This is a genomic window from Rhodococcus sp. 21391 (assembly GCF_016772255.1).
GTDB classification, from domain to species: domain Bacteria; phylum Actinomycetota; class Actinomycetes; order Mycobacteriales; family Mycobacteriaceae; genus Rhodococcus_F; species Rhodococcus_F opacus.
In genome coordinates, this window is sequence record NZ_CP063781.1 from 5,936,633 (window position 1) to 5,952,839 (window position 16,207).

Consider the following 16,207-nt stretch of genomic DNA (forward strand, 5'->3'; position numbering starts at 1 on the left):
TCCTACCTGGCGCTTCGATCGGGAATGACCAACGCGGTGGCCATGGCGGCGATCCCCTCGCCGCGCCCGGTGAGGCCGAGCCCGTCCGTGGTGGTCGCGGACACCGAAACCGGCGCGCCCAAAATGTCGCTGAGCACCTTCTGCGCCTCGTTTCTGCGCGGGCCGATCTTCGGCCGGTTCCCGATCACCTGGACCGCGGCGTTGGCGACACCGAAGTCGTCTTCTTCGAGGAGGCGGCGTACCTCGGCGAGCATCGCGGCACCGCTCACCCCGGACCATTCGGGCCTGCCGGTTCCGAAGACGGAGCCGAGATCGCCGAGTCCGGCGGCGGAGAGCAGGGCGTCGCAGAGTGCGTGAACGGCCACGTCGCCGTCGGAATGTCCTGCGCAGCCGTTCTCGTCCTCGAAGAGCAGGCCGGCCATCCAGCACGGCCGTCCCTGCTCGATCGGGTGGACGTCCGTCCCGATTCCGACTCGCACTAGTGCGCTCCCTCTTCCACCAGCGCGCGGGCCAGCACGAGGTCCAGCGGCGTGGTGATCTTGAATGCTGTGGGTTCTCCTACGATGCTGCGGACCCGTTCCCCGAGGCGCTCCACCAGTCCGGCGTCGTCCGTGGCGATGCCGTCGGCGGCGTCGTAGGCGCGCCGGAGCAGTTCCGCGGTGAAACCCTGCGGCGTCTGCACGGCCCGCAGTTCGGACCGCTCGGGGGTGCCGGTGACCGCACCGAGAACGTCGACGGTCTTGATGGTGTCCGCCACCGGGAGGACCGGGATGACGGCGCTGCGGCCGCACCGCAGCTCCGCGACCACCCGCGCGATGAGCGACGGTGGTGTGAGCGCTCGGGCGGCGTCGTGCACGAGCACGTATTCGGCGTCGTCCGCGACGGCGAGTCCGGCGCGAACCGAATCGGTCCGCTCGCTTCCGCCGGCCACGACGGTGACTTCACCGGGGAGGAGGGTTCGCGTCGACTCGACGAGCTCCTCCGGAACGATCACGACGACGCGGTCGACAGCCCCCGACTGCAGGAGCCCGTCGACCGCGCGTGTAAGCATGGTCGTCCCACCCAGATCAACGAATGCCTTGGGCTTGTTCTCGCCCAAACGCACTCCCTGACCTGCGGCGGGAACCAGTGCGACTACAGGACCATTTCCCTCGGCCACTGTGGGTATCGCGACTGTCTAGGACGCGGCCGCGAGGACCTCGTCGAGGATGGTCTCGGCCTTGTCGCTGTCGGTGCCTTCGGCCAGTGCGAGTTCGCCGACAAGAATCTGCCGCGCCTTCGCGAGCATGCGCTTCTCTCCTGCGGACAGGCCGCGATCCTGCTCACGACGCCACAGGTCCCGAACGACCTCGGCGACCTTGTTGACGTCACCTGACGCGAGCTTTTCAAGATTCGCCTTGTAGCGGCGCGACCAGTTGGTGGGTTCTTCGGTGTGCGGTGCCCGCAGTACCTGGAAGACCTTGTCGAGACCTTCCTGGCCGACGACGTCGCGTACGCCCACGTACTCTGCGTTGTCTGCGGGAACCCGTACGGTGAGATCGCCCTGAGCAACCTTGAGAACGAGATATTCCTTCTGCTCACCCTTGATGGTGCGGGTTTCAATAGCTTCGATCAGCGCCGCACCGTGATGGGGGTATACGACGGTGTCTCCGACCTTAAAAATCATCTGTCCCGTGCCCCTTTCGATCATTCGAGTTTAACACGTGTCCGGAACCTGGTCTCATCAACGGTGCAGGTCAGGGGCATCATGGCCTGACCGTAGGGGTTGACAGGGTCCCCGATACGTGCATTCCGGACACCCCGATCGGGCGGTTCTCCAGCGCCGAAACCGCACGCAGACAACCATTGTGAGTACCCAGCGAGCAGGCCACGCGGACGAACTACTACTCTGCCTAGTTGAAGTGCGAACCTGACACCGGAGGACAACTCGTGACTGCTCTCGACAAGTCGACTCGCCGAGTCGCTACCGCCGTCGCTCTCGCTGCCGGCGCAGCACTCGTGCTGTCCGCCTGCAGCGCGGGCCAGATCACTCAGACGTCGAGTCAGGTCGCCGCGGTCAACGGCAACAGCGCGGACGTCGGGTCGATCGCCCTGCGCAACGTGCACGTGGTCTACCCCAACTCCGCCGAGTACAGCCTCGAGCCGGGCGGCACCGCCGTCCTCGCGTTCACCGCGATCAACAACAACGAGGACACCCCGGACAAGCTGACCCGGATCAGCACCGACTTCGCGCAGTCCGTCACCCTCGGCGACAAGGCGGGCGGCCTCGAGATCGCGCCGCAGACCGCGCTCGTCGCCGGCCAGCCGGGCGAGGACGCCGAAGCGAGCGCCGACGCCGCCGGCCAGACGGACGAAAGCGCCGACGCACCGACCGACGTCGTCCTCGTCACCCTGGACGGCCTGAAGGAAGGCGTCCGCCCGGGCCTCACCTTCCCCGTCACGTTCGCGTTCGAGAAGGCCGGAGACGTCACCGTGTCCGTTCCCGTCGACGCGGGCCCCGAGACCGAGCGCCACGTCTCCGACACGTCCCCCGGATCCGAAGCCGAGGGCGGCGGACACTAACAGCCGGACCGGGTCCGCTGTCGGACCCGATACCTAGGCTGGCCCGGTGGCCAAACTCAAAACCAGCTTCCGCTGCTCGTCGTGCCAGTGCACCGTTCCCAAATGGGTCGGCCGGTGCCCCGAGTGCGGTAGCTGGGGATCGATGGACGAGGCCCCGATCGTCGCGTCCGTCGCCAGCCGCCCCGGTGCCTCGCTCGCGAAAGCCGGGGCCGGAGCGGTACTTCCGTCCACCCCGGCAACACCGATCACGCGGATCGACAGCACGTCCACCCGCGCCAAGCCCACCGGCATCGACGAACTCGACCGTGTCCTCGGCGGCGGTGTGGTACCCGGATCCGTCGTTCTCCTCGCCGGCGAACCCGGCGTCGGCAAGTCGACCCTGCTCCTCGAGGTGGTCCACCAGTGGGCCCGCCGCGGCCCGGACGACCGCTCCCTCTACGTCACCGGCGAGGAATCCGCCGGACAGGTGCGGCTGCGTGCCGACCGCACTGGCGCCGTCCACGAGCGGGTCTATCTCGCCGCCGAATCCGACCTCGCGACCATCCTCGGCCACGTGGAGCAGGTGCGTCCCACCCTGCTGATCGTCGACTCCGTGCAGACCATGCTGGCCGCGGACGTCGACGGCGTGGTCGGCGGAGTCACCCAGGTGAAGGCCGTCACCAGCGCCCTCACCTCCCTCGCGAAGGCCAGCGGCGTGCCGGTGCTCCTCATCGGCCACGTCACCAAGGACGGTGCGGTCGCCGGACCGCGGTCGCTCGAGCATCTCGTCGACGTCGTGCTGCACTTCGAGGGCGACAAGCACTCCACGCTGCGGATGGTGCGCGGCGTCAAGAACCGTTTCGGCGCTGCCGACGAGGTCGGCTGCTTCGAACTGCGGGAAGACGGCATCGCCGGCATCAGCGACCCGTCCGGACTGTTTCTCCATCACCGTGCCGAGGCCGTTCCCGGAACCGCCGTCACCGTCATGATGGACGGCAAACGGCCCCTCCTCGGTGAGGTGCAGGCCCTCGTGGCCGCCACGTCCATGCCCGCACCCCGGCGTGCCGTGAGCGGACTCGACAGCGCCCGCGTGGCCATGGTGCTGGCCGTGCTCGACCGCCGGTGCGGGGTGCCGATCGCGAAGAACGACGTCTACGCGGCCACCGTCGGCGGAATGCGGATGACCGAGCCCTCCGCCGATCTCGCGTTGGCGCTCGCCGTCGCGTCCGCCGTGAAGGACAAGCCCGTTCCCGACGGACTGGTGATCCTCGGCGAAGTGGGACTGGCCGGCGAGGTTCGCCGGGTACCCGGCGTCGGGCGCAGGCTCGCCGAGGCCTACCGTCTCGGATTCACCCGCGCGATCGTTCCCCTCGACTCCGGGGCGGCCCCGAAGGGCATGAAGGTCACCGAGGTCGGAAACCTGGGGGCAGCCATCGCGTCACTGCGGTGACGCTCGGATCGCGGTGACGCTCAGATCGACGACGTGCCGAAGGGGCGCTCCGGCACACCGTCGACGAAGTCCTTGGTCTTCTCGAAGTGCTCGGCCGTCACGGTGAGGAACAGCCCCCGCGACGTCGCCACGACCACGTCGGGATCGGCCGTCGGCCCCTCGACGATGCGCGCCTCGGCGCTCGCGTACACCTTGCGGCGGATCGACCCGTCGATGCGCGCGTGGAATTCGAGGACGGAACCCAGCGGGATGGGCTTGGCGAAGTCGATCTCCAGATGACCCGTCACCACCGGCCCGTCGACGATCGATCGGCACACCATGCCCAGCGCCTCGTCGAACGCGGTCGAGAGGATGCCGCCGTGGATCACTCCCGGACCGCCCTGGTAGCGAGGAGCCACCTCGAGCCGGCCCCACACGTCGAGCCCTTCCCCGGCCGTGAAGCTCATCGACATCCCGGCAGGCGACTGGTCGCCGCACCCGAAGCACCGTGACCAGTGCTGCGGCACGGGCTGACCTGCAGCGGGGAAGCTGCCGACCGGTGCGGGCAGGGTCAGGTCGTCGGGCAAAGTCCAGGTACTACTCATGGATAGGTAATCTAAACGCGGGTCCGGACGTGTTTCCGCGGCGGGCCCCGACAAGTGACGTCTACCTCAGCGGGAGTATTGCGCGATGAACGATGCCGAGTCGTCGTCTGCGCTGCGCGAAACGATAGCCCGGCTGGCTCCCGGAACGGCACTCCGCGACGGCCTGGAGCGCATTCTGCGCGGTCGCACGGGCGCCCTGATCGTCCTCGGTTACGACGAGCAGATGGAAGAGATCTGCGACGGCGGCTTCGAGCTCGACGTGGAGTTCGCGCCGACCCGCCTGCGTGAGCTGTCGAAGATGGACGGCGCCGTGGTTCTGTCCACCGACGGGTCCCGCATCGTGCGCGCCAACGTCCAGCTGGTCCCCGACCACAAGATCCCGACCGTCGAGTCCGGCACGCGTCACCGTGCCGCCGAGCGGACGGCCATGCAGACCGGGTACCCCGTGGTGTCGGTCAGCCAGTCGATGAGCATCGTCAGCGTGTACGTCGGCGGCATCCGGCACGTCATCGACGGGTCCGCCACGATCCTGTCGCGTGCCAATCAAGCGGTGGCCACCCTCGAGCGGTACAAGGCGCGGCTCGACGAGGTGACCCGCCAGCTGTCGGTGGTCGAGATCGAGGATTTCGTCACGCTCCGCGACGCCCTGACGGTGGTGCAGCGACTGGAGATGGTGCGGCGCGTGTCCGTCGAGATCGAGCAGGACGTGCTCGAGCTCGGCACGGACGGACGTCAGCTCGCACTGCAACTCGAGGAACTCGTCGGCGACAACGACGTGGCGAGGGAACTCATCGTGCGCGACTACCTGGCCGGCACCGGCCCGGCGCCCGCGGAGGACGTCGAGAAGTCGCTCTCCGCGCTCGACAGGATCACGGACGCAGACCTTCTCGACCTCACGACGTTGGCCCGGGCATTCGGCTACCCGGGCACCATCGAAGCGCTCGAGGCGCCGATGAGTCCTCGCGGCTACCGCGTCCTCACCCGCGTTCCCCGACTGCAGTTCAACCAGATTCACCGGCTCGTCGGCTCGTTCGGGACGCTGCAGTCACTGCTGGCCGCGACGGCCGCCGATCTGCAGTCGGTGGAGGGGATCGGCGGGCTGTGGGCCCGGCACATCCGCGAGGGACTGTCCCGGCTCGCCGAGACATCGATCTCGGGCCCGTACGACTAGATCTCCGGTCCGGACGACTAGTAGGACAGCCGCAGCGCGTCCAGGCGGGTGCGGATGGTCAGTGCACGCGCGAGTTGCGGGCGGTCGCTGCCACTCCGGACACCCGAACCGTCGACGCCGAGACGGTCGATCACCTCGTCCGCCCAGGCCGCGTCCGCGGCGGACGGGCTCAGCTCGCGGTTGACGTCGCCCGTGTGCGCGGCCTTCATGCACAGTTTTCCGGACATTCCCATCGACCGCGTGACGCCCAGATCCGCGATCCGGGTGCGCTGGTCGTCGACCAGAGTCGGTCCGTCGACGGGTGCCGCGATACCGGCGGCGCCGCTCGCGACGACGAGGCGTCCCCGGGCGTAGGCGAGCGCGTCCGGCTCTGCGCTCGCGCCGGTGTCCCGCCGGAAATCGCCACTGCCGAACGCCAATCGCAGTGTCGCCGGCTCGCAGGCGATCTCGAACGCAAACTCGATTCCCCGCGCGGACTCGACGAGGGCGAGCACCGGAACCGCACCGCCGAGCCGGGCAGCGGTGTCCCGGACCTGTTGCCCCGATTCACTTTTCGCCAGCATGACACCCTGCAACCCGGGGAGGCCGCGGAGCGCGTCCACGTCGGCCGACCAGTCTTCGGTGGTCGCGGCGTTGATCCGGACCCAGGCGGCGCCGCCACCGGACAGCCACGCGGCGACCGACCGCCGGGCATCGGAGCGTTCCGCGGTGACCACACCGTCCTCCAGATCGAGGATGACGGCGTCGGCGTCGCTGCGTTCGGCGAGGTCGAAATCCTCGGTCCGCGAGGCAGATACCAGCAACCATGACCTCGCGTGCCGAGCGTCGAGGGGAGTCGTTGTGAGAATGGTTCTCGTCCTTACTGTCGGTGGTCCGGGCAGGCTTCTCCGACCACGGATTCCAGTGCGATCCGGACGGCATCCAGGTGTTCGGCCATGGCGCGGGCGGCCTTGTCGTAACTCTTGGAGGCGATGCCCTCCACGATCCGGTCGTGCTCGTCGTTCGACTTCTGCTGCCGCCCCGCAACGAGATTCAGCGTCTCGGACTGCCGGGTGAGGGCCTCGCGAATATCGACGATCACGGATTCGAACACGCGGTTCCGGCTCGTCCTGGCGATGAACGCGTGGAACTGCGCATCCAGGGACACCCACACGAGGGGATCGTCCTCGTCCCGCATCTGGTCCACGAGGCCGCGCAGGGCGGCCAGGTCTTCGGCGGTGTGCCGCTGCGCCGCCCATCCGGCGGCGGGAATCTCCACGTGCGGACGCGCCTCCACGAGCTCGTTGGCCGCGTAGTTCCCGAAGTCGAGGTCACGAGCGATCGAATCGCTGACGACGAACGTTCCGAGGCCCGACTTCGTCTCCGTGAGCCCGAGCGCATGGCAGGACCGCAGGGCCTCCCGGATCACCGACCGGCTGACCCCGTGCCGCGCGGCGAGGGACGCTTCGGAGGGAAGTCGTTCGCCGACCGTCAGCTCACCCGACGTGATCGCGGCACGAAGGTCCGCGAGGACCGCCTCCGCGGCACTGACCCGGGCCGTGACGGGGCGCCTGGCTGCCCAGCTGTCCGACAGGTTCATGTGGATATTCTGCTCACGACCCGGCGACAACGTCAATACGAGGCACTGCCGGGGGTTGACGCCTGCGAGTGAGCGCGGTAACAATTGCACCTGTCTGACAGCCTGGCAGGTGGATAGCCGGGTGGCTCGACCGAGAAATCTACCCTCTTCGAGCAGCAGACTCCATCCGCCGCATCCGTGCAGAGCAACGGCTCGCGCGAATCCCCGTGAGGAATGATCAAGTGCTCGAAACGCGAACAGAACACGATCTGCTCGGCGACCGCCAAGTGCCTGCGGATTCCTACTGGGGAATCCACACGCTGCGGGCCGTGGAGAACTTCCCCATCACCGGCCGGCCGATCTCCACCAACCCGTATCTGATTCGCGGGCTCGCCTACGTCAAATGGGCCGCGGCAACCGCCAACGAGAAACTCGGGATCCTCGATCACCGCCGAGCCGACGCTATCGGGCAGGCGTGCCGGGAGATCGTCGACGGCCGCTGGCACGAGCAGTTCGTCGTCGACGTCATCCAGGGCGGCGCCGGGACGTCGACCAACATGAACGCCAACGAGGTGATCGCCAACCGGGCACTCGAGATCCTCGGACACGGGCGCGGGGAGTACGCGGAGCTCCACCCCAACGAGCATGTGAACCTCAGCCAGTCGACCAACGACGTCTACCCCAGCGCGGTCAACATCGCGACGATCTTCGCGATCGACGACCTGCTGGACGCGATGCGCGTCCTGCAGGAGGCCTTCGCGACGAAGGCGGTCGAGTTCGCCGACACCGTGAAGATGGGGCGCACCCAACTCCAGGACGCGGTACCGATGACGCTCGGCCAGGAATTCGCCACGTACTCCGTGATGATCGACGAGGACCGCACCCGCCTCGACGAGGCCGCTCTCCTCGTCCACGAGATCAATCTCGGCGCCACCGCGATCGGCACGGGCCTGAACGCACCCGCCGGCTACGCCGAGGCAGCGTGCGACACGCTGCGGGAACTCACCGGATTCCCCCTCGTCCTGGCCACGGACCTGGTCGAGGCAACACAGGACGTCGGTCAGTTCGTCCACCTCTCGGGCGTGCTCAAGCGGATCGCGGTCAAGTTGTCGAAGGTGTGCAACGACCTCCGCCTGCTGTCGTCGGGACCGCGCGCGGGCCTGAACGAGATCAATCTCCCACCGGTACAAGCTGGTTCGTCGATCATGCCCGGCAAGGTCAATCCGGTGATCCCGGAAGTCCTCAACCAGGTGGCCTACGAGGTCATCGGCAACGACGTCACCATCACGATGGCCGCCGAATCCGGCCAGCTCCAGCTCAATGCGTTCGAACCGATCATCGTGCACTCCCTGTCCGAGGGGATGCGCCACCTCGGCGCCGCCTGCCGGATCCTGGCCGACCGCTGCGTACTCGGCATCACGGCCAACACCGATCTGCTGCGTGCCCGGGTCGAGGACTCCATCGGACTCGTCACCGCGCTCAACCCGTACATCGGTTACACCGCCTCGACCCGGATCGCGCAGGAAGCGCTGGTCTCCGGCCGCCGGGTCGCCGACCTCGTGATCGAGGCCGGTCTGCTCGACCGTGACGAACTCGACCGCCTCCTCAGCCCCGAGCATCTCGCCAACTTGAGAGCGTCCGGTTCGCCACGGCAGACACCCGTCGCCGCTGCCGCGGAGGTGGTCTCGTGACGATCGAGAAGGACGACACCTCCGGCGTCGACATCTTCGTCGAGGAAGACCTCGGCTACCGGAAAGCGCTCGGCCCCAGACAGATCCAGATGATCGCGATCGGCGGAGCGATCGGCACCGGCTTGTTCATGGGCGCGGGCGGACGCCTCCACCAGGCAGGCCCCGCACTCGTCCTCGTCTATGCCCTCTGCGGGTTCTTCGCCTTCCTGATCCTGCGGGCCCTGGGCGAACTCGTGATGCACCGACCCACCTCCGGGTCGTTCGTGTCGTACTCGCGGGAATTCTTCGGCGAGAAGATGGCCTTCGCCGCGGGCTGGCTGTACTGGATGAACTGGGCGATGACCGCCGTCGTCGACGTCACCGCAGTCGCGCTGTACATGAACTTCTTCAAGAAGTACTGGGCACCGCTCGGGAACGTCGACCAATGGGTCTTCGCCCTCGCCGCGGTCGTACTGGTCCTCGGCCTGAATCTCGTCTCCGTCAAGGTGTTCGGTGAACTGGAGTTCTGGTTCGCCCTCATCAAGGTCGTCGCCCTCGCCGCGTTCCTCGGCTTCGGCATCTACTTCGTGCTGTTCGGAACGCCGATCGAAGGACATTCGTCGGGCTTCAGCATGATCACCGACAACGGCGGACTCTTCCCCAACGGAATCCTGCCCGCCGTCGTGGTGATCCAGGGCGTCGTCTTCGCCTACGCCTCGATCGAACTCGTGGGAACCACTGCGGGCGAGACGAAGAACCCACAGAAGGTCATCCCCAAGGCGATCAACACTGTCATCATCCGGATCCTCGTCTTCTACGTCGGATCCGTCCTGCTGCTGTCGCTGCTGCTCCCCTACACCGAGTACCACGCCGGCGAGAGCCCGTTCGTCACGTTCTTCGGCTCCATCAATGTGCAGGGCGCCGACGCGATCATGAACCTCGTGGTGCTCACGGCCGCGCTGTCCTCACTCAACGCGGGCCTGTACTCCACCGGCCGAATACTGCACTCGATGGCCATGGCCGGATCGGCGCCCTCGTTCGCCGCCCGGATGAACAAGGCAGGAGTGCCCTACGGCGGCATCGCCCTCACCGGATTCGTCATCCTGCTCGGCGTCGGACTCAACGCCGTCGTTCCCGCGCAAGCGTTCGAGATCGTCCTGAACCTCGCTGCGCTCGGGATCATCAGCGCCTGGGCCGTGATCGTGCTGTGCCAGCTGAAACTGTGGAAATTCGCCAAGGAAGGGAAACTCGCCCGGCCCGGTTTCCGGATGTTCGGCGCCCCCTACACCGGGCTCCTGACCCTGGCCTTCCTCGCGTGCGTCGTCATACTGATGGCGTTCGATCGCCCCGTGGGAACCTGGACCGTCGGGTCCATCGCGATCATCGCCCCGCTGTTGGTGATCGGCTGGTTCGCCGCGCGGAACCGCATCCGCACCCTGTCCTCGGACCGCCCGACCGTTTAGCGAGAAAGGACAAACAGTGCCGAAAGTCGCCGTCGTCACCACCGGAGGCACCATCGCCAGCAGGCGGGACGGGCAGGGTGTCAGCAGACCGGTGGTCGCAGGCCTGGATCTGCTGGGCAGTGCGTGGACCGGGACGGAAGTCCGTGTCGTCGACGTGATGTCGAAGGACAGTTCGAGCATGACGTTCGCCGACATGGACCGGGTCCGCGACGCCGTCACCGCGGAACTGCGCGATCCCGAACTCGACGCGGTGGTCGTGCTCCACGGAACCGACACCATGGAGGAGACCGCGTACCTGGTCGACCTCCACCACGCCGACCCGCGGCCGGTGGTGTTCACGGGTGCGCAGCGCACGTTCGACCACCCGGAATCCGATGCCCAGGCCAATCTGGCCGACGCGGTCGCCGCGGGATCGGACCCCGCTCTGCGCGGGGCGGGTGTCCTCATCGCGTTCGGAAGCGCCCTGCACCGGGCGGCGGGAACGCGGAAGGTCGACACGACGTCACTCGACGCGTTCCGGTCCGTCCACCCCGCCGGTGTCACCCCGCGGCGAAGTCTCGATCCGCTGCCGTGGCATCCGATCTCCGGAACCCGCGTCGACATCGTCGCTGCCTATCCGGGGGCCGACCGCGTCCAGATCGACGCGTGCCGGGCCGCCGGGGCCCAGGGACTGGTGCTCGACGGGCTCGGATCCGGGAACGCGAACCCGGCGATCGTCGAGGCGGTCCGGGACTGCGCGACCGCAGGGATCCCGGTCGTGGTCACCACCCGGGTGCCGCAGGGCCCGACCTCCGCCACGTACGGCGGTGGGGGCGGCGGGCACGACCTCGTCTCGGCGGGTGCACTGTTCTCCACCGACCTCAGAGCAGGTCAGGCCCGCATCCTCCTCGCGGCGCTGCTCGCCGACCCCGAGCACACCGACCTCGACAAGGAATTCGATCAGCGCTCGCGCCTCGACCCCGCACCGAGGATCAGCTGAGGTTGAACGGCTCCGGCGCGCTGCGGAGCTGACCGAGCTGGCCGACCACGGTGTACGCACCGGGCCCCACCGGATCACGCTGGGGTTCCGGTTGCGTCAGGCAGTCGGGGGCGGAGGTCTTGGCCGACCACTTCACGGTGAACTGAGCCTGCTCGCCGGGCGCGAGGGTGCGCACGTCGGCCGCGGACTGCGGGAAGCAGTCGATGTTGGACCACAGCCGCACGGCACCGTCGATCGTGTAGACGAGCACCTGCTGGAGGCTGCTGCCCAGATCACGTTCGCACGGTGTGGTGCCGATGTTGGTGACGACCGTCGTGAAGCTCGGCTCCTCACCCGCCAGGTACGTCGGCTTGTCGGCGGCCACCTTGATGGCCAGCGACTGGTCCGGGCACTGTCCCGCGGCGACCGGCTGGCCGCTGGGAGCCGCGCTGCTCGAGGCACCGCTGCTCGACGCCCCGGATGAACCGGACGTGCCCGAGGAGGCCTCGCCGCCGGCGGCAGCGGCGCCACCGCCGCCGCCACCGGAACCGCCCGAACCGCCGCTGGACGTGGACGAACCCGAGGCTGTCGGGGAAATCGACACAGGAGTGGTCAACGAGGAACTCGCTGCCGCCGGATCCGTCTCGGAGTCACCGCCACCACGTAGCGAGTTGATCAACCACACCACGAGCAGCAACACGACGATGGCGCCCCCGATCGCCAGCGCCCTGCGGCGCCAGTAAATCTCGGGGGGCAACGGTCCATTCGGTTCCAGCACGACGTCAACGGTAGTTCGGCGTCGCGCGGCAACGGCTCAGCGGGTGCGGCGTGTCGCGGTCAGTCCGTGAGCTCACCGATGTCCCCGACGGCACCCTGCAGGTGGGTGCGGCCGTCGGACAGCTTGTACGTGACACCCGCGATGGCGCACGCGCCGCTCTCCACCTTCTCCGCGATGATGCGCGACCGCTGCATGAGCAGCGCCCCGGTCTCCACCACGTGGCGGCCCTCGAGTTCGTCGACGGTAGTGAGGCCCTCACGGCGTCCCATGAGGATCGACGGCGCGACACGTTCCACGATGCTGCGGATGAACCCGGGCGGCACGTTGCCGTCGTCGAGAGCGTCGAGCGTCGCCTTGACGGCACCGCAGCTGTCGTGACCGAGCACGACGATGAGCGGCACGTTCAACACGCCGACGGCGTACTCGATGGACCCGAGCACGGCGTCGTCGATCACGTGACCGGCGGTGCGGACGACGAACATGTCGCCCAGACCCTGATCGAAGATGATCTCGGCGGCGACGCGGGAGTCTCCGCATCCGAACAGGACGGCCGTGGGGTGCTGGCCGCCGACGAGCTTCGCGCGATCGGCGATGCCCTGGCTGGGATGGAGCGAGGTACCGCTCACGAATCTGTCGTTACCCTGACGCAGGGCCTTCCACGCGGACACGGGGTTGGAATTAGGCATGGGACCATTGTGCACCGGGCGTGTCGCACCGTCGCGACGGGAATGTGACAACCGCGGAAAATCCGTTTCCCCCGTGAACGAAGGGACTTGTGAGGACGAAGTGGCCGTTGACTCCTCCGCGCTGATCAACTGGTACGACGTACAGGCCCGGGATCTGCCGTGGCGCCGCGACGGCGTCACCGCCTGGCACATCCTGATGAGCGAGATCATGCTGCAGCAGACGCCCGTCGTCCGGGTGGCCCCGATCTGGGAAGAATGGGTGCAGCGCTGGCCCGTCCCCTCCCGCATGGCCGCGTCGAGTCAGGCCGACGTACTGCGCGCGTGGGGCAAGCTCGGCTACCCGCGCCGCGCGCTGCGACTACACGAGTGCGCCGCAGTACTGGCCGCCGAGCACGGCGACGTGGTTCCGAACGACGTCGACACCCTCCTCGGCCTGCCCGGCATCGGTGCCTACACCGCGCGGGCCGTCGCCTGCTTCGCCTACGGACAGCGCGTCCCCGTCGTCGACACGAACGTCCGGCGGGTGGTCGCCAGGGCCGTGCACGGACGCGCCGAGCCGGGAAATCCCTCGACCACGCGTGACCTCGCCGACGTGTCCGCGCTGCTCCCCCGCACCCGGGCGCGGGCCGCCACGTTCTCCGCGGCCATCATGGAACTGGGGGCCACCGTGTGCACCGCCCGCTCCCCCGAATGCGCTGACTGCCCGCTGCCCAGCTGCGCCTGGGTGGATGCCGGACGTCCCGCGCACACCGGTGAGCGCCGGAAGGTCCAGAAGTTCGCCGGCACCGACCGTCAGGTGCGCGGCAAACTCATGGCCGTACTCCGCGAGAGCTCCGCCCCGGTCGAACGCGTGCGGCTCGACCAGGTGTGGCCGGGCGATCCGGGCCAACGCGACCGCGCCCTCCACTCCCTGCTGATCGACGGCCTCGTCGAACAGACCGACGACGGACTCTTCGCCCTCGCGGGCGAGGGCAGCTAGCTCACACCGGAACCGCTTCGATGACGGATGACCGGGGACCTTGCGTGATCGAAGCCAGCGTGAATCCGTGGTCGGTCAACAGTCGGCGCCATTCGGTGATCGTGCGCTCGCGACCTCCCAGGAGAACCAGCATGTGGAGATCCAGCAGAGCCATGGGGTGGGTTGTCGCCGATTCCGGCAGGACCTGCTCGACAATCATCAATCGTCCACCTGGCGGGATCGCTTGCCGGCAACTGCTGAGGATCTTGCCGGCGGACGCGTCATCCCAGTCGTGGAGAATCTGAGACAGCACGTACACGTCACCATTGCCTGGGACGTCGTCGAAGAAGCTTCCGCCCACGACTGTCGTTCGTTCACCGATGCCCGCCGAACCAAACGTCGACGGCGCTTCCGCGACCACATGAGGCAGATCGAACAAGATACCGCGTAGATGCGCGTGCCGATCGAGCAACCGGGTGATCAGCGCGCCGGTCCCGCCACCGACGTCGACGACCGTTCCCACGTCAGACCAGTCGTGGTCGAGCAAAGGCAGCAAACGCAACTCGACCAGCCCTGCTTGGCCCCGTGCGAACTCATCGGCTGCCGACGGATTCTCGGACAACCATTCGAAGTACGGCTTTCCGAACGCCGCTGAAAACGATTCCTTCCCCGTCCGGATCGAATGCGCTGCGTGCCCCCACACGAGGTAGGCCTCGTTCGACATCAAGCCGACCAAGTGACGAAGCGAGCCCGGAGCGTCTGCCCGCAGAAGCTCACCGGCCTCCGTCAACGCAAATCGCCCTCCACCGACTTCCGCAAACAAGCCTTCCGCGACGAGGACCCGCAGGAATCGACCGAGTGCGTCGGCGTCGGCGCCCACACTCGCCGCGAGATCGCCGAGCAAGCACGCACCGTCCGCCAATCGGTCGGGCACACCCAGTTCGCAGACGGCTGAAATAGATTGGGACACGATGTATCCCATAATTTGTCTTCTCACTCGGTGGTTGACATCGCTCATGTTCACGCCACCTCGGACAGCCGCGGGAAGAGTGACATCATCGCAGCATCTTTCAAATACGACGCGCCTGCCGTACCGCCGGTGCCAGGTACCGTTCCGATGACTTTCAGGGTGATGCCCCAGTGGCCGCGCTTCATCGCAACCCACGCACGGTCCAGGCGCCGCATCGCCTCCTCGAGAACGTGTGCATCCGGATGCGTCTTCCGCATCGAGAGATACATGTCCTGCAACGTAGTGTCCCCGACATCGATCTTCCCAATATGTTCGAAGTCACGGGGATCGAGTGGAGCGCAGGCGAACTCCACTTCACGAAACGCGCGCGACTGCACCGCGCTCCGCCCATGGGTGAAGCCGCGAATAATCGAGAAGGCGTCAACCGGCATCGTCGTGAGAACCCGGAAGAGCGCAGGCACCGCTTCGAGGCGGATCGATGCCCCGTCGAGGCGACTCTTTGCCACTGCGGCCAGACCATGGCGCAGGTCACGGATCGCCATCGAAATCGCTGTCGCAACTTGCCGATACAGACCTTCGAAGATCTGGATGCAGCGGATGAACATCTGCTCGTCGTGCAGGCGCGTCGTCGGCAACAACGTTAGCCGAACTGCACTTCCGATCTCTTCGGGGACACCGTTCAGCGCCGGCGCGGCGTGTGAAGCAAACGAACTGTAGTCGGCGCCCGGCTGAGCCAGCGCCGCAAGACCAGCCGCAGCGACGGAAGAATCGAGCGAGAAATCGGGTGCGAGCCTGTCGAGTTGGGTCACGACCCGTGTCACTGCGCGCGTCCGGACCACCTGGGGGGCGTGTGCCGACCTCCCGAGTGCTCGCGCCTCCAGCAACGCGAGGTCCATGGCCGCGGCAGCAACGAATGCGTCCACGCGCTGCGCGTCATCGGACCGGACGACCTGGTCGAAATAGTCGAGCCCGACATATGACAGATAGTCGCCATTCTGAGCATCGAACGTCATCGGTAGCCAGGCACCGAGAACATGATGCGCACGGTTGTTGTCATGGAAGTTTTGCAGCATGGCGACCAGGTGGGGCCGGACCCCGTTACGCCCGACCGTCTGAAAATGGGCCGCGACAGCCGCATGGGGAAACTCCGCGTGTCCCGCCTCCCATTGTCGGAGCGCATTCTCGATATTGCGTCCAGACAATTCATCGGTCGTCGCTTCAGCAGCCTGAAGGCACGCGCCTCCGACGCCGATCACGCCGGAACGAACAAATTTCTGCTCGGCTTCGAGCAGCGTTTCGGAAATCAATGCGAAACTCGCCTCTCATCCGTACTGCGGTGTTCAGCTAGCTTCGACGACGCGTGGCGAATGCGGATAGACACCCTAGGGAGACTTCTCGACACCCTTTCCGCTGGGGGGGT

At 67.3% G+C, this 16,207-nt stretch carries 17 protein-coding genes and 1 pseudogene; 7 read left to right on the forward strand and 11 right to left on the reverse strand.

Annotated features, from left to right (window positions below):
- Positions 1-2: 2 nt before the first annotated feature.
- Genes ispF through carD form a run of 3 tightly spaced genes read right to left on the reverse strand, consistent with a single transcriptional unit; the run spans position 3 to position 1,666 of the window.
- Positions 3-479 carry a 2-C-methyl-D-erythritol 2,4-cyclodiphosphate synthase gene (gene ispF / locus GO592_RS27355; RefSeq protein WP_005244898.1) on the reverse strand — a complete coding sequence of 159 codons (477 nt, stop codon included), beginning with the start codon at positions 477-479 and terminating at the stop codon, positions 3-5.
- On the reverse strand, positions 479-1,159 hold the full coding sequence (ispD, locus tag GO592_RS27360) for a 2-C-methyl-D-erythritol 4-phosphate cytidylyltransferase (RefSeq protein WP_039953107.1): 681 nt from the start codon (positions 1,157-1,159) through the stop codon (positions 479-481). Before ispD ends, ispF begins: the two co-directional genes overlap by 1 nt.
- 18 nt (positions 1,160-1,177) lie before the next feature.
- Positions 1,178-1,666: an RNA polymerase-binding transcription factor CarD gene (carD, locus tag GO592_RS27365; RefSeq protein ID WP_005262216.1), complete on the reverse strand. Its 489-nt coding sequence runs from the start codon at positions 1,664-1,666 to the stop codon at positions 1,178-1,180.
- 263 nt (positions 1,667-1,929) lie between these two features.
- Between carD and GO592_RS27370 the strand changes: the two genes are divergently transcribed.
- Together GO592_RS27370 and radA are read left to right on the forward strand one after the other, a co-directional pair.
- Positions 1,930-2,562, forward strand: a complete 633-nt coding sequence (locus tag GO592_RS27370) for a hypothetical protein (protein WP_007301531.1) — start codon at positions 1,930-1,932, stop codon at positions 2,560-2,562.
- Between the two features lie 46 nt (positions 2,563-2,608).
- Positions 2,609-3,991, forward strand: a complete 1,383-nt coding sequence (radA, locus tag GO592_RS27375) for a DNA repair protein RadA (RefSeq protein WP_037206067.1) — start codon at positions 2,609-2,611, stop codon at positions 3,989-3,991.
- A gap of 20 nt (positions 3,992-4,011) precedes the next feature.
- On the opposite strand, the gene GO592_RS27380 is transcribed toward radA, so the two are convergent.
- On the reverse strand, positions 4,012-4,575 hold the full coding sequence (locus GO592_RS27380; protein WP_037179973.1) for a PaaI family thioesterase: 564 nt from the start codon (positions 4,573-4,575) through the stop codon (positions 4,012-4,014).
- Between the two features lie 85 nt (positions 4,576-4,660).
- On the opposite strand from GO592_RS27380, the gene disA reads away from it, so the two are divergent.
- Entirely contained in the window at positions 4,661-5,746 is a 1,086-nt protein-coding gene (disA, locus tag GO592_RS27385) for a DNA integrity scanning diadenylate cyclase DisA (protein ID WP_005262207.1), read from the forward strand.
- 17 nt (positions 5,747-5,763) lie between these two features.
- Here the strand turns inward: disA and GO592_RS27390 are convergent, their stop codons facing one another.
- Positions 5,764-6,549, reverse strand: a complete 786-nt coding sequence (locus GO592_RS27390) for an HpcH/HpaI aldolase/citrate lyase family protein (protein WP_007301530.1) — start codon at positions 6,547-6,549, stop codon at positions 5,764-5,766.
- A gap of 56 nt (positions 6,550-6,605) precedes the next feature.
- Positions 6,606-7,325 carry a FadR/GntR family transcriptional regulator gene (locus GO592_RS27395; RefSeq protein ID WP_007301529.1) on the reverse strand — a complete coding sequence of 240 codons (720 nt, stop codon included), beginning with the start codon at positions 7,323-7,325 and terminating at the stop codon, positions 6,606-6,608.
- A 221-nt stretch (positions 7,326-7,546) separates the two neighbouring features.
- On the opposite strand from GO592_RS27395, the gene GO592_RS27400 reads away from it, so the two are divergent.
- The 3 genes from GO592_RS27400 to GO592_RS27410 are packed head-to-tail and all read left to right on the forward strand — an operon-like array spanning position 7,547 to position 11,416.
- On the forward strand, positions 7,547-8,995 hold the full coding sequence (locus GO592_RS27400) for an aspartate ammonia-lyase (protein WP_005262202.1): 1,449 nt from the start codon (positions 7,547-7,549) through the stop codon (positions 8,993-8,995).
- A complete protein-coding gene (locus tag GO592_RS27405) occupies positions 8,992-10,437 on the forward strand; it encodes an amino acid permease (protein WP_007301528.1) in 1,446 nt (481 codons plus the stop codon). The genes GO592_RS27400 and GO592_RS27405 overlap by 4 nt, the downstream gene beginning before the upstream one ends.
- Before the next feature lie 16 nt (positions 10,438-10,453).
- On the forward strand, positions 10,454-11,416 hold the full coding sequence (locus tag GO592_RS27410; protein ID WP_007301527.1) for an asparaginase: 963 nt from the start codon (positions 10,454-10,456) through the stop codon (positions 11,414-11,416).
- Here GO592_RS27410 and GO592_RS27415 read toward each other — a convergent pair.
- Both GO592_RS27415 and GO592_RS27420 read right to left on the reverse strand, forming a co-directional pair.
- A complete protein-coding gene (locus GO592_RS27415; RefSeq protein WP_039953105.1) occupies positions 11,409-12,173 on the reverse strand; it encodes a hypothetical protein in 765 nt (254 codons plus the stop codon). The two genes, GO592_RS27410 and GO592_RS27415, sit on opposite strands and share 8 nt — an antisense overlap.
- A gap of 59 nt (positions 12,174-12,232) precedes the next feature.
- Positions 12,233-12,859: a carbonic anhydrase gene (locus GO592_RS27420; RefSeq protein WP_005262194.1), complete on the reverse strand. Its 627-nt coding sequence runs from the start codon at positions 12,857-12,859 to the stop codon at positions 12,233-12,235.
- A 100-nt stretch (positions 12,860-12,959) separates the two neighbouring features.
- Between GO592_RS27420 and GO592_RS27425 the strand changes: the two genes are divergently transcribed.
- A complete protein-coding gene (locus GO592_RS27425) occupies positions 12,960-13,838 on the forward strand; it encodes an A/G-specific adenine glycosylase (RefSeq protein WP_007301525.1) in 879 nt (292 codons plus the stop codon).
- Between the two features lies 1 nt (position 13,839).
- On the opposite strand, the gene GO592_RS27430 is transcribed toward GO592_RS27425, so the two are convergent.
- The 3 genes and pseudogenes from GO592_RS27430 to GO592_RS27435 form a co-directional block, all read right to left on the reverse strand.
- Entirely contained in the window at positions 13,840-14,541 is a 702-nt protein-coding gene (locus GO592_RS27430) for a methyltransferase (RefSeq protein WP_237737160.1), read from the reverse strand.
- A gap of 102 nt (positions 14,542-14,643) precedes the next feature.
- Positions 14,644-14,835, reverse strand: a pseudogene (locus GO592_RS46605) (methyltransferase family protein); the annotation flags it as partial.
- Positions 14,836-14,837: 2 nt separating this feature from the next.
- Positions 14,838-16,094 carry a hypothetical protein gene (locus tag GO592_RS27435; RefSeq protein WP_007301523.1) on the reverse strand — a complete coding sequence of 419 codons (1,257 nt, stop codon included), beginning with the start codon at positions 16,092-16,094 and terminating at the stop codon, positions 14,838-14,840.
- Between the last annotated feature and the right edge of the window lie 113 nt (positions 16,095-16,207).

Coding starts and splice junctions, on each gene's coding strand:
- carD (WP_005262216.1), bottom strand. CDS start 1,666: ATGATTTTTAAGGTCGGAGACACCGTCGTATACCCCCATCACGGTGCG.
- GO592_RS27380 (WP_037179973.1), bottom strand. CDS start 4,575: ATGAGTAGTACCTGGACTTTGCCCGACGACCTGACCCTGCCCGCACCG.
- disA (WP_005262207.1), top strand. CDS start 4,661: ATGAACGATGCCGAGTCGTCGTCTGCGCTGCGCGAAACGATAGCCCGG.
- GO592_RS27395 (WP_007301529.1), bottom strand. CDS start 7,325: ATGAACCTGTCGGACAGCTGGGCAGCCAGGCGCCCCGTCACGGCCCGG.
- GO592_RS27420 (WP_005262194.1), bottom strand. CDS start 12,859: ATGCCTAATTCCAACCCCGTGTCCGCGTGGAAGGCCCTGCGTCAGGGT.
- GO592_RS27430 (WP_237737160.1), bottom strand. CDS start 14,541: ATGTCGAACGAGGCCTACCTCGTGTGGGGGCACGCAGCGCATTCGATC.